The organism is Thalassobacillus devorans (assembly GCF_011761345.1).
GTDB classification, from domain to species: Bacteria; Bacillota; Bacilli; order Bacillales; family Halobacillaceae; genus Thalassobacillus; species Thalassobacillus devorans.
On the sequence record NZ_JAASRY010000003.1, the window covers coordinates 70,065 to 82,486 of the forward strand.

The following is a 12,422-nucleotide window of genomic DNA, read 5'->3' on the forward strand; positions in this document are numbered from 1 at the left end:
GTTTTCCATTGCGGTCAGTATAAGGAATAAAGGAGTTACCGAAACTATAGTTATGCACATGTGGATAATCGGATTAGTGTTTCTTTTGTTATAGAGTTGTTGATATCTTTTCAAATGATAGGGAGATATGGTAATCTAATAAGTTAGTGACAATAGAAATTATATGTTCTGTGGATAACTGATATATACAGCTTTTATTATAGATGTTAACAGAGAAAGAAGGAGGTGGGCGGAATGGAAACAGATACTATTACGGCGATATCGACGCCGATGGGGGAAGGAGCGATTGCCATCGTCCGGTTGAGCGGACCTGATGCCCTGTCGATTTCTAATGATTTATTTCTGGGGAAGGATTTGACCAAAGTTGAATCCCATACGATGCACTACGGGAAAATCATCGATCCGGAAACCGATGAAGTCGCTGAAGAGGTAATGGTTTCGATCATGCAGGCACCGAAGACTTTTACAAGAGAAGATGTCGTAGAAATTAACTGTCACGGCGGATTGGTTTCTGTTAATCGTGTTCTTGAAATTGTATTGGCTAAAGGAGCGCGTCTTGCCGAGCCAGGTGAATTCACAAAGCGTGCATTTTTAAATGGACGAATTGACCTTTCCCAGGCAGAAGCGGTTATGGATCTGATCCGTGCCAAAACAGACAGAGCAATGAATGTCGCCTTGAAGCAGATGGACGGCCGGTTGTCGAAGCTGATCCAAAGTCTCCGACAGCAATTATTAGAAACACTTGCCCATGTGGAAGTGAATATTGATTATCCGGAATATGATGACGTCGAAGAGATGTCACATAACCTGATGGAAGAAAAAACGCAAGAGGTCCTGGTAGAAGTGAAAAAGCTGCTTCAGACCGCCCAGCAGGGGAAAATTCTTCGCGAAGGACTGGCGACCGCAATCATCGGCCGGCCGAATGTCGGTAAATCTTCGTTGATGAATGCGCTCGTCCATGAAAATAAAGCGATTGTCACGGAGATACCAGGGACCACTCGTGATGTGATTGAGGAATATGTCAATGTCCGTGGTGTACCGCTTCGCCTTGTCGATACGGCCGGTATTCGCGAGACGGAAGATATTGTCGAACGGATTGGTGTTGAAAAGTCCCGTCAGGTTTTGAAAGAAGCGGATCTGATTCTGCTTGTGTTAAACTATGGGGATGAACTGACAGAAGAAGATGAGAAACTCTTTGAAGCGGTCAGGGATTTAGATGTGATCGTCATCGTCAATAAAACCGATCTCGAACAGCGTCTGGACATGGACACAGTAAAGCAGCTGGCACAGGAGCATCCGGTCATCACGACCGCTCTCCTGCATGAAAAAGGGATCGATGAACTGGAACAGGCGATTTCACAAGTGTTCTTTGAAGGTGAATTGGATACAGGAGATATGACATATGTGTCGAATGTCCGCCATGTCCAACTCTTAAAACAGGCGCGACAGGCGCTTGAAGATGCATTGAATGGCATGGAAATGGACATGCCGATTGATGTCGTACAAATAGATGTGACGCGGACATGGGAAATCCTCGGAGAAATCGTTGGGGATACGGTCCATGAAAGCTTGATCGATCAGCTGTTTTCCCAATTCTGTTTAGGAAAATAATTATTAAAAGGAGAGACAACAACCAATGACTTACGATGCTGGACATTATGATGTGATCGTTATTGGTGCAGGTCATGCCGGGTGTGAAGCGGCACTAGCTTCGGCAAAACGCGGAGCAAAGACGCTGATGCTTACCTTGAACCTGGATTTGGTCGCTTTTATGCCGTGTAACCCGTCGATTGGCGGACCGGCTAAGGGTGTCGTCGTACGCGAAATTGACGCGCTCGGCGGCGTTATGGGTAAAGTAATCGATAAAACGCATATCCAAATGCGGATGCTGAATACAAGAAAAGGTCCCGCTGTCCGTGCTTTGCGTGCACAAGCGGACAAACCATTATATATACAAGAAATGAAACAAATTTTAGAGAATCAGGAAAACCTGACGTTGCGCCAGGGGATGGTAGAGCGTCTCGTAGTCGAGGATGGAGAAATTAAGGGTGTCGTCACAGAAACGAAGGCAGCTTATTCTGCAGATTCAGTCGTTGTCACGACTGGAACATTTATGCGGGGTAAAGTAATCATTGGAGACTTGGAATACGAAAGTGGTCCGAATAACCAGCGCCCAACTGTTTCTCTATCGGAACATCTGGAAGAGTTGGGAATCGAAATGGTTCGTTTCAAAACAGGGACGCCTATGCGCGTAAACAGCCATACGATTGATTATTCCAAGACGGAAATCCAGCCTGGCGATGAAGAGCCACGGGCCTTCTCTTATGAAACGACCGAGTATATCATGGATCAAATACCATGCTGGCTCACGTATACAAATGAATACACCCACCAGATCATTGATGAAAACCTTACCCTTTCCCCGATGTATTCCGGGATGATTAAAGGTACAGGACCGCGTTATTGTCCTTCCATTGAAGATAAGGTTGTCCGCTTCCATGACAAACCGCGTCATCAGATTTTCCTTGAGCCGGAGGGAAGGAATACGGAAGAGGTGTATGTCCAGGGATTATCGACTTCACTTCCGGAGTTCATCCAGAAGAAAATGATTGAAACGGTGCCAGGCCTTGAAAAAGCGGAAATCATGCGTGCTGGATATGCGATTGAATATGATTCTGTTGTACCGACACAGCTATGGCCGACACTTGAGACGAAGGAAATCAAAGGTTTGTTCACGGCTGGACAGATCAATGGTACTTCCGGATATGAAGAAGCTGCCGGACAGGGAATTATGGCAGGTATCAATGCAGCAGCAAAAGCGCTGGATATTGATCCATTGATCCTTGATCGTTCCCAGGCATATATAGGCGTCCTGATAGATGATTTGGTAACAAAAGGAACTAACGAACCATACCGGTTATTAACTTCCCGTGCCGAATTCCGTCTTATGCTTCGCCATGATAACGCGGACCTTCGTCTTACCGATATCGGTTATGAACTGGGGATGATCACGGAAGAACGTTATGCGAAGTTCCAGGAAAAGAAGCGACTGATCCAAGAAGAGCGCAAACGTTTAGACGGGGTCATCATCAAACCGGATGAGCAAGTTCAGCGAATTATTGAACAAGCTGGAGGTACACCGTTAAAAGAAGCGGTCCGTTCCTCTGATCTGCTGCGCCGCCCAGAAATGAATTATGAAATGATTGAAGCATTGACAGCTCCAGAAAAAGAATTGCCCGCTGATGTTAAGGAGCAGGTCGAAATACAGACGAAGTATTCTGGCTATATAGCGAAAGCATTGCAGCAGATCGAACGCATGAAGAAAATGGATGATAAGAAGGTTCCAGATAACATTGATTACGATGCCATTAATGGACTGGCGACCGAAGCACGTGAAAAGTTGAAAGAGGTTCGTCCACTTTCCGTCGGCCAGGCTTCCCGGATTTCCGGTGTCAACCCATCCGATGTTTCGATTTTGCTCGTCTATATCGAACAAGGAAAAATAGCACGCGTATCCAATGAATAAATGAGGAAAGGATGGACCAATGGATAAGCATACCTTTCTAAGCAAGCTGAAGGAACAAGGAATTGAACTATCGGAACGGCAGCAGGAGCAATTCCGTAAGTATTTTGAAATTCTCGTCGAATGGAATGAAAAAATGAACCTGACGGCGATTACTGATGAAGAAGGCGTCTACTTGAAACATTTTTATGACTCCATCACTGCCGCCTTTTACCATGACTTCACGAAACCGTTGAACATTTGTGATGTGGGAGCGGGGGCTGGTTTCCCCAGCCTTCCCCTGAAAATCGTTTTCCCGCAATTGAAAGTGACAATTGTAGATTCTTTACAGAAACGAATCACCTTTTTGAATCACTTAGCCCATGAATTAGAATTAAGTGATGTCGCTTTTTATCATGATCGGGCAGAAAATTTCGGGAAGAACAGTAAATTCCGGGAAAGTTACGATCTGGTCATGGCTCGCGCCGTTGCGAGAATGGCCGTATTAAGTGAATTATGCCTTCCGCTGACCCAAAAAGACGGACTGTTCATGGCGATGAAAGGTCCGAATTTGTCAGAGGAACTCGAAGATGCTCAACTTGCAATTCGGACTGTCGGTGGCGAAGTAGCCGAGGTGCATACCTTTGAACTTCCGGAAGAAAATAGTGAACGGAATATTGCTTTAATAGAAAAACGTCGTAAAACTCCTAAAAAATATCCAAGAAAAGCTGGCGTTCCTAACAAAACACCTATTCAATAACAGGTTTTAGTAGAAACACCCTGCTTTTCTAAATCAAATAGGGTTTATGGCCACCGTACCTATTAAGGTACGGTTTTTTCTATTAAACGCAGTTGTTGATTTTTATAAAAGGCTTCTTCAATTAAAGGTGCGAAAAGTCGAAGACTTGATTCCGAGATGTTATTTGGGAGTTTAGGGACGGTGGGAAAGCGAGTCGTTTCACAGCCCATCCCTTACCTTTCGGTAACGGACCCAACTATCTCGAAACTGAGCCTTCCATTAAAGGGAGCTTTAATTGTAAAATCAAACCGGAAGATATTAAAAAAAGCGTCTGGAATAGTGGATACATCCAACAGATGGTATACTGAGCGAATAAATATAAAAAAGAAGGGTTCATCATGAATAAAGCAGTTACTATCATCGTACAACTCATAGGTCTTTATTTCCTTTACTGGTTGGGGTCAGTAATCCAGAAGGTGCTACACCTGTTCATCCCCGGCAGTGTCATAGGGCTCATCCTCCTTTTCGCACTCCTTTCCTTAAAATTAGTGTCGGAACGGTGGGTACAAAAAGGGGCGGGATTCATGATCACTCATCTTCCTTTCTTCTTCATTCCGGCAACTGTCGGCATTGTCAGCTATGCATACATCTTTAAAGGAAAAGGCATGCTTTTGATTGCCATCGGCATGTTCAGCACGGCGCTCGTAATGGGGCTTTCTGGAGCGGTCGCTCAAAAAATGATCCGGAGAATGGATGGTTCCTATGAATAATTTTATTATCGGTCTCGCCGTTATCGTTTCGACGATACTCATATATTGGGGATCGGTCACCTTCTATAAAAAGTGTCGTCATATATACACCGCCCCGATCATTTCGTCTACGGTAGTGACGATCGTGATTTTACTCATCTTTCAAATACCCTATGAAACCTACATGATCGGCGGTCAGTGGATTGACCACCTGCTTGGCCCTGCGGTCGTGGGGTTAGCATATCCGCTCTATCAGTACCGGAATATGTTAAAAAAAATGCTGCTTCCGGTAGTGACTGGAACGTTCATCGGTGCTGTCGTAGGTATCACTTCTGGACTCTTCCTCAGCAAGTGGGCGGGGTTCAGTGAACTAATTATCAATTCGATCGTTCCCAAATCCGTTACCACTCCAGTCGCTATGGCCATCGCAGAAACGAGCGGCGGTGCTATGCCTTTGGCCGCGGTATTTGTCATGATTGCAGGCATCGGCGGCGTATTGATCCATCCGTTTGTTTTGCGCTATTTCCGTCTCAACCATTATATTGGGAGAGGTGTGGGTATGGGCAGCGCTTCCCATGCCATCGGTACGGCTATATCCATGGAACGCGACGATTTGGAAGGTTCCATCAGTACTATCGCTATGGTTTTGAGCGCTGTATTCGTTTCTATTATCGCCCCGGGCCTTACCGTATTGCTGCTTTGATAAGAGTAGATGAAAATGGAAGAACAAGTAGAGCGCAAGCATTTTATTTTTAGAATGTTTTCTATGAAGCTATAAAATTTGTAAATTATCATTCGCGGTGATACTTTTAAATAGATATTTATGATAAAATAGGGAAAGAAAGTATAAGGCATACTCGTGCGCAGCAGTCTTCCGATTCTGCAGCGCTTTTTTCTATAGTCAGTCATTGTTTCACGTGGAACGAACCAAATATGGAGTGTGCTTCTCGCAAAAAAAGGTGGTGTCTGAACATGTTACATCCTTTCAGCCGCTTATTTGGCCTGGGAGATAAACCGGATTCTGACGAGGAATCCGAAGCAGAGGCTTTAGACGAAAAAGATTACAATAAGGATGAAGTTATCCATATTCCCGTCAACCGTGTCCAGCCGAACCGCTATCAGCCACGGGCTGTTTTTAATGCGGAAAAAATAGCGGAACTGGCACAGACCATCCATACACATGGCATGATCCAGCCGATTGTCGTTCGTCGTCTTGACGAAGAAGATTATGAATTGATTGCCGGGGAAAGACGTTGGAGAGCCGTGCAGTCTCTCGGCTGGGAAGAAGTACCGGCCATTCTTAGAGAAATGAATGATACAGAAACGGCATCTGTGGCTTTGATTGAAAACCTTCAGCGGGAAGAGTTATCCGTCATTGAAGAAGCGGCTGCCTATGCTCGTCTGATTGAAATCCATGAGCTTACACAAGAGGCCCTCGCACAGCGCCTTGGAAAAAGCCAATCGACGATTGCTAATAAAATGCGCCTGCTTAAGCTCCCTGAGGCTGTACAGCAGGCAATCATGGATAAAGAGATTACAGAGCGACATGCCCGCGCATTGATTGCTGTGAAAGATCCTCAGCTTCAGGAAAAGATTCTTCATGAAATCATTGAAAAGCAGCTAAATGTCAAACAGACAGAAGAACGGATCAAAAAAGAAACAGAAGATAAAAAGCCAAAGAAAAAGCCACGGATGAAAGGTGTCAATAAAGATATTCGTATTGCCATGAACACTATTCGGCAATCCCTCAATATGGTGAATGATACTGGAATCAATCTCGAAACAGATGAGCAGGATCACGATGATTATTACCAGATCACCATAAAAATACCGAAAAAAAATCAAAAATAACCCCTTCATTCCCATCTTCGTAAGAAGGTGGGAATTTTTAATAGGACACTGGTGCCGTTTAAACCAGTAAGAAAAACAATCGCTTACCGTCTTTTTAAAAAAATAAAAGTCAGAATATAGAAAAAAGTGATAGAATAGTAGTGTACACTTTATGAACCCTCACGAGCGGGCGCGATGTTGGCATCGAGCCTCGTCTGTTTGATATATTTTATGGAGAAGTAGGTAGGTGACATCATGGGGAGAACAATCGCCATCGCCAATCAAAAGGGCGGGGTAGGCAAGACCACTACAGCGGTCAATCTTAGTGCATGCCTGGCATATTTGAACCATAAGGTACTGCTCGTCGATATCGATCCCCAAGGCAACGCGACAAGCGGTGTTGGGGTTAACAAAGGGGATGTCGACCAGTGCATTTACAATATATTGATTGAAGATCAAGGAGCGAAACATACTCGAACCTCTACATTAGTCGAAAACCTTGATATCATTCCCGCGACCATCCAGCTGGCGGGTGCAGAAATTGAACTGGTGCCGACAATATCGCGGGAGGTAAGGCTGAAGCAGGCGTTAGAGGAAGTGAAAGAGGGTTATGATTACATCATTATCGACTGTCCCCCTTCCCTGGGACTGTTGACGATAAATTCATTGACTGCCTCTGATGCTGTTATCATCCCGGTTCAATGTGAATATTACGCGTTGGAAGGGCTGAGCCAATTATTGAATACCATCCGATTAGTCCAAAAGCACTTGAATAAAGACTTGATGATTGATGGAGTTTTACTGACCATGCTGGATGCACGTACTAATCTGGGCATTCAAGTGATCGAAGAAGTCAAAAAGTACTTCCAGGAAAAAGTATATCGTTCGATCATTCCAAGAAACGTACGTTTAAGTGAAGCACCAAGCCATGGCCAGCCTATCATTCTCTATGATCCGAAATCACGCGGTGCTGAAGTATATTTAGAATTGGCAAAGGAAGTGATTGCTAATGGCGAAAGGGTTAGGTAAGGGTCTCAACGCCATTTTTTCTGATTTCGAAAACACGAAAGAGGAAAGCATCAAACAGATACCGGTAAAACAGTGCCGTCCCAATCCGTATCAGCCTCGTAAAACCTTTCATCCTAAAGCGATTCAGGAATTGAAGGAATCGATTGAAGAACATGGCATCCTCCAGCCTCTGATTGTTCGTAAGAGCATCAAAGGCTATGAAATCGTAGTAGGCGAAAGGCGATATCGGGCGGCGGATACAGCTGGACTGGAAGCGGTACCTGCTGTGGTGAGAGAGTTAACAGATGAACAGATGATGGAGCTGGCATTATTGGAGAATCTACAACGAGAAGATTTATCACCGGTTGAAGAAGCACAGGCTTATAAGCAACTGATCCATGAGCTGGGAATTACTCAGGAAACGCTGGCCAAACGGCTGGGTAAAAGCCGCTCCCATATTGCCAATTTGGTGAGGCTTTTGACCTTGCCTGAGCCGATCATCGGCTGGATAAATGAAGGAAAATTGTCGATGGGGCATGGCAGAGCCTTACTAGGTTTGAAAGATAAAGATAAATTGCTTCCCGTTGCCGATAAGATCCAGAAGGAATACATGAACGTCAGACAAGTAGAACTGCTGATCACCCAATTGAATGATCAAACGCAAAAGAAGAAAGAAGTTAATCGCAGTAATCAAAAGAAGGATGTTTTCCTGCAAGAACAGGAAGAAGCTTTAAGGAATCATTTTGGTACAGGTGTGACGATTCATCGAGGGAAACGAAAAGGTAAAATTGAAATAGAATTTTTCTCTGATGATGATTTGAACAGGATATTGGGAATGCTGGAAACAGAATAAGGGGAAAGGCCTGGTGGATGCCTCATGAAACCAGGTCTTTTTAGCAGTTAAAGAAATTAAAGACATGGCAATAAGCTAATTTTACAAACAGGAGGTAGACACATGATTTATCTGGATCAGGCAGCGTCTTCCTTCCCGAAGCCCAAGGTCGTAGCAGAGGCAATGGTGGAAGCCGTGAACGACTATGGTGCTAATCCGGGACGCGGCAACCATGCTTTAGCAGACCGTGCCGCCAAAGTCATCCAAACCACAAGGAAACTGCTGGCCGAGCGATTCGGGGTAAGCAATCCGAAAAAAGTGTTATTTTTCTCCAATGCGACGGGGGCTTTGAACCAGGCGATATCGGGCTTTCCATTTTCTGAAGGAGATCATGTCATCACGACACGGTTTGAACATAATTCTGTCCGCCGTCCGTTAGAGCATTTGAAAGAAAAGAAGAAGATTGAAGTTACCTATCTTGAAGGGAACAGCGAGGAATTGGCTGCTGATTTGAAGGCCGTTATCCGTCCGGAAACGAAGTTGGTCGTCATTTCCCATGCGTCCAATATCACAGGAGAAATTGCACCCTTGAAGTCTATGATGGAAATCATAAAAGAGACAGATAGCAAAGTGCTGGTGGATGCTTCCCAGACGGCGGGACATTTTCCGATACATATGAAAGAGCTTGGCATCGACATGTTGGCATTCCCTGGCCATAAGCGGCTGCTTGGTCCCCAAGGGACAGGTGCTTTGCTCGTCGAAGGTGAAATAAAATTAGATCCGCTGGTCTATGGAGGAACAGGAAGCTTTTCGGAGCTCCCTACCCAGCCGGATCGCTGGCCAGAAAAATATGAGAGTGGAACATTGAATACACCTGGAATTGCCGGATGGAAGGCGGCATTGCAGGAACTGGATGAGATTAACTGTGTTTCACGTGAAACATACTTGACTATAAGGTTGATGGAAGGGTTGGCAGCAATAAAGGATGTAATGATCTATGGACCAGGACCTGACGTTGAGCGTATGCCGGTATTAGCCTTCAATATCGGGGATATTTCTTCACAGGAAATTGCTATGATTCTAGATTCCCACTATCAAATTGCCGTACGTGCAGGTTTGCACTGCAGCCCGACTTCCCACGATTTTTATGCGACTTCTGATCAAGGGGCGGTCCGGGCAAGCATCGGCCCTTATAACACAGAAGAAGAAATCGATCGATTGATCCAGGCAATTGATGAAATAAGAAATGGATATATGGAGATGTAGCAATATGGCTTTATACGGCACAATAATAAATGGGGTTTGTATCATAGCGGGTACAGTACTTGGGCTATTTTTCACGAAAATCCCGGAGCGATATAAAGAAACAGTCATGCATGGAATTGGGCTGGCCGTCATTCTGATTGGCCTGCAAATGGGTTTCCAGACTGAGAATATAGTGGTGGTACTATTAAGCCTGCTGACAGGAGCAATCATCGGTGAAGGCACACACCTGGAAACAAAATTAGAAAATGTCGGCAAGTGGATTGAAAGCAAGGTCGCTAAACCAGACTCAAAATCAACAGTAGCCCAGGGCTTTATCACAGCTTCCTTAATTTTCGTCATCGGGGCGATGTCAGTAATCGGCGCGTTGGATGGGGGTCTTAGGGGAGATCATGAAGTATTGATCACAAAAGCGATCATTGATGGCTTCGTTGCCTTAGTATTGACGACTACACTCGGGTTTGGCGTGGTATTTTCCGTTATCCCTGTCCTATTATATCAGGGTGGAATTGCCCTATCCGCTACTCAGATTACGCACTGGATCCCGCAGAGCATGCTGGATGCGTTTATTGTTGAAATGACCGCAACCGGCGGGCTGATGATTGTGGCTATCGGTCTTAATCTATTGAATTTGACGAAAATACGTGTGGCAAACCTGCTCCCGGCCTTGCTTACCGTCGGCTTTATTCTGTATATTTCTAAGCTATTTTAAAAACGCCGAGCTACCTAATTGGGAAAGCTCGGCGTTTGGCTGTTAATTAGAAGATAGGTTACGAAAAGGCGGGTTTTTTCTTTGTCTCAATTGTAGTTCTAAATCGACACGGTGGAAGACCTGGGAGACTTGTGATGCCATTTCAATGACGGTATGAAGTCTGGTGTTTTGCAGGACGAAGTATTCCATGAATCCGCCGACATTGACAATCCCACTGATGGAGACATCCCCCACTTTTGGAAGGTCTTTTTTTAAGGCAGCTCCCGGAGCCAGCGATCCTTTCGAGACAGAGAGAATTCCAATGGAAGAAGTTTTTCCGAGGCAGGCATCGACAGCAATGATGAATGGTCTGGTATATTTAGCACGGATAGCATCAAGCGTATCTTTTAAATTCAGTGCATGCACAGGTTCAGGTAATGTTCCATAGACAGAAAAATGTTTGGGGTTATTATCCCTGATCATCGATCCGGCAACCGGACCAAATGAATCGCCCGTAGAGCGGTCTGTTCCGATACATACGACGACTATTTCCCTTTCCTGGGGGAGCAAATCCAGGAGGCGTTCACTCATTTCCGGCACAACGAAAGGATCCGAATAGAGATAGCGCGTTTCTTTATGTAAAAACCTGTCCCGAAGATTCATAGCTTCTCCTCCAAATACATATTGGTATTAGTATATAAAGTTTTTAACTTTTCTATACATACACAAAAAAATGAAAAAGTGGAGGAGCGACCTTATGTTGAAATCAGGCGGCAAGTGGATGTTCTTAATCATCGGGACAATGATAGGTGCGGGATATGCTTCCGGGCGGGAACTGTGGCAGTTTTTCGGGCATGAAAGTGGACTGGCTATCATTCTGTTCACGGTGTTATTTACGATTTGCTGCTATGTCATTTTATCCATCAGTTATGAGAAGAAATCGAGTCATTATTTGCCTGTACTCCGGGTAATTGTCGGTAAGCATCTGACGGGAATCTATGACTGGATGATCGTTTTCTATTTATTTACTACGACGGTCGTTATGCTGGCAGGAAGTGGAGCTACCTGGCAGGCCTTCCACTATTCCTATCGTTTCGGGGTACTCGCCATCGTCATTCCGCTTATTTTAATATTTATTTGGGATGTCAAAGGTATTGTATCGATTAATAGTATCATCCTCCCGCTACTGATTATCGGGTTGTTTCTTGTACTATTATTGTTTACCCTTGACCAGGAATTGACATTGTTCTCTCATCTTCATGAAACCAGTAACTGGATGGCAGCATTTCCGTTCACCGCACTGAATATTCTGCCGCTTATAGCTGTACTTGGAGCGATCGGCAATCAGATGGAACAAAAAAATGAAATATGGGTGGCCAGTATTGGAAGCGGTGTTGTACTTGGTTCCATTTCTTATCTTTATAATAATAGTCTCATTCAAATATCAGAAGAAATCCTGCTATACGAAATTCCGTTATTTGCCATTTTGAAAGGCTATCCGTTTGAGATGCTGTTATTTATGTCTGCTTTATTATGGATCGCAATTTTTACAACTGCTGCCTCGGGAGTCTTCGGTTTAATTACCCGATTTCGGCGCCTATTGGACGTGCCGTTATGGATGCTTGCGATGATGGCAGTCGCATTCATGCTCCCATTCACCTCTTTCGGCTTTTCAACCTTGATTGAATATCTGTATCCTTTGTATGGGATCCTGAATTTATATGTCCTGTCATCACTTTTGTTGTATCCAATCGTGAATCGCTATAAAATGGATACATGATTATGTAAAATAACAAAAGTATCTCTAG

Annotated in this window: 12 protein-coding genes; 11 read left to right on the plus strand and 1 reads right to left on the minus strand. The window is 44.5% G+C overall.

Going from position 1 to position 12,422, the window contains the following annotated elements:
* Positions 1 to 234 precede the first annotated feature (234 nt).
* The 10 genes from mnmE (at position 235) to FHS45_RS11420 (ending at position 10,635) form a co-directional block, all read left to right on the plus strand.
* Positions 235 to 1,611, plus strand: coding sequence for a tRNA uridine-5-carboxymethylaminomethyl(34) synthesis GTPase MnmE (gene mnmE, locus FHS45_RS11375; protein WP_062443620.1), 1,377 nt, complete (start codon positions 235 to 237; stop codon positions 1,609 to 1,611).
* 25 nt (positions 1,612 to 1,636) lie between these two features.
* Positions 1,637 to 3,526, plus strand: coding sequence for a tRNA uridine-5-carboxymethylaminomethyl(34) synthesis enzyme MnmG (mnmG, locus tag FHS45_RS11380; protein ID WP_062443617.1), 1,890 nt, complete (start codon positions 1,637 to 1,639; stop codon positions 3,524 to 3,526).
* A 19-nt stretch (positions 3,527 to 3,545) separates the two neighbouring features.
* The gene (rsmG, locus tag FHS45_RS11385; protein WP_062443613.1) at positions 3,546 to 4,262 is read left to right on the plus strand and encodes a 16S rRNA (guanine(527)-N(7))-methyltransferase RsmG; all 717 of its coding nucleotides are present in this window, start codon (positions 3,546 to 3,548) and stop codon (positions 4,260 to 4,262) included.
* Positions 4,263 to 4,639: 377 nt separating this feature from the next.
* Entirely contained in the window at positions 4,640 to 5,011 is a 372-nt protein-coding gene (locus FHS45_RS11390; RefSeq protein ID WP_062443609.1) for a CidA/LrgA family protein, read from the plus strand.
* Complete coding sequence (locus FHS45_RS11395) at positions 5,004 to 5,693, plus strand: LrgB family protein (protein WP_062443606.1); 690 nt, start codon at positions 5,004 to 5,006, stop codon at positions 5,691 to 5,693. The genes FHS45_RS11390 and FHS45_RS11395 overlap by 8 nt, the downstream gene beginning before the upstream one ends.
* 269 nt (positions 5,694 to 5,962) lie before the next feature.
* Positions 5,963 to 6,841 (plus strand): nucleoid occlusion protein, encoded by an 879-nt coding sequence (noc, locus tag FHS45_RS11400; RefSeq protein ID WP_062443603.1) that lies wholly within the window; start codon positions 5,963 to 5,965, stop codon positions 6,839 to 6,841.
* Positions 6,842 to 7,075: 234 nt separating this feature from the next.
* The gene (locus tag FHS45_RS11405; protein WP_062443601.1) at positions 7,076 to 7,849 is read left to right on the plus strand and encodes a ParA family protein; all 774 of its coding nucleotides are present in this window, start codon (positions 7,076 to 7,078) and stop codon (positions 7,847 to 7,849) included.
* Positions 7,830 to 8,681: a ParB/RepB/Spo0J family partition protein gene (locus tag FHS45_RS11410; RefSeq protein WP_062443598.1), complete on the plus strand. Its 852-nt coding sequence runs from the start codon at positions 7,830 to 7,832 to the stop codon at positions 8,679 to 8,681. The genes FHS45_RS11405 and FHS45_RS11410 overlap by 20 nt, the downstream gene beginning before the upstream one ends.
* A 102-nt stretch (positions 8,682 to 8,783) precedes the next feature.
* Complete coding sequence (locus FHS45_RS11415; protein ID WP_062443595.1) at positions 8,784 to 9,926, plus strand: aminotransferase class V-fold PLP-dependent enzyme; 1,143 nt, start codon at positions 8,784 to 8,786, stop codon at positions 9,924 to 9,926.
* Positions 9,927 to 9,930: 4 nt separating this feature from the next.
* Positions 9,931 to 10,635 (plus strand): DUF554 domain-containing protein, encoded by a 705-nt coding sequence (locus FHS45_RS11420; RefSeq protein WP_062443591.1) that lies wholly within the window; start codon positions 9,931 to 9,933, stop codon positions 10,633 to 10,635.
* Between the two features lie 42 nt (positions 10,636 to 10,677).
* Here the strand turns inward: FHS45_RS11420 and yyaC are convergent, their stop codons facing one another.
* Complete coding sequence (yyaC, locus tag FHS45_RS11425; RefSeq protein WP_062443586.1) at positions 10,678 to 11,277, minus strand: spore protease YyaC; 600 nt, start codon at positions 11,275 to 11,277, stop codon at positions 10,678 to 10,680.
* A 94-nt stretch (positions 11,278 to 11,371) separates the two neighbouring features.
* Here yyaC and FHS45_RS11430 point away from each other — a divergent pair, with 94 nt between their 5' ends.
* Entirely contained in the window at positions 11,372 to 12,394 is a 1,023-nt protein-coding gene (locus FHS45_RS11430) for a YkvI family membrane protein (RefSeq protein ID WP_062443583.1), read from the plus strand.
* Positions 12,395 to 12,422: the final 28 nt, after the last annotated feature.

Coding starts and splice junctions, on each gene's coding strand:
- mnmE (WP_062443620.1), top strand. CDS start 235: ATGGAAACAGATACTATTACGGCGATATCGACGCCGATGGGGGAAGGA.
- mnmG (WP_062443617.1), top strand. CDS start 1,637: ATGACTTACGATGCTGGACATTATGATGTGATCGTTATTGGTGCAGGT.
- rsmG (WP_062443613.1), top strand. CDS start 3,546: ATGGATAAGCATACCTTTCTAAGCAAGCTGAAGGAACAAGGAATTGAA.
- FHS45_RS11390 (WP_062443609.1), top strand. CDS start 4,640: ATGAATAAAGCAGTTACTATCATCGTACAACTCATAGGTCTTTATTTC.
- FHS45_RS11395 (WP_062443606.1), top strand. CDS start 5,004: ATGAATAATTTTATTATCGGTCTCGCCGTTATCGTTTCGACGATACTC.
- noc (WP_062443603.1), top strand. CDS start 5,963: ATGTTACATCCTTTCAGCCGCTTATTTGGCCTGGGAGATAAACCGGAT.
- FHS45_RS11405 (WP_062443601.1), top strand. CDS start 7,076: ATGGGGAGAACAATCGCCATCGCCAATCAAAAGGGCGGGGTAGGCAAG.
- FHS45_RS11410 (WP_062443598.1), top strand. CDS start 7,830: ATGGCGAAAGGGTTAGGTAAGGGTCTCAACGCCATTTTTTCTGATTTC.
- FHS45_RS11415 (WP_062443595.1), top strand. CDS start 8,784: ATGATTTATCTGGATCAGGCAGCGTCTTCCTTCCCGAAGCCCAAGGTC.
- FHS45_RS11420 (WP_062443591.1), top strand. CDS start 9,931: ATGGCTTTATACGGCACAATAATAAATGGGGTTTGTATCATAGCGGGT.
- yyaC (WP_062443586.1), bottom strand. CDS start 11,277: ATGAATCTTCGGGACAGGTTTTTACATAAAGAAACGCGCTATCTCTAT.
- FHS45_RS11430 (WP_062443583.1), top strand. CDS start 11,372: ATGTTGAAATCAGGCGGCAAGTGGATGTTCTTAATCATCGGGACAATG.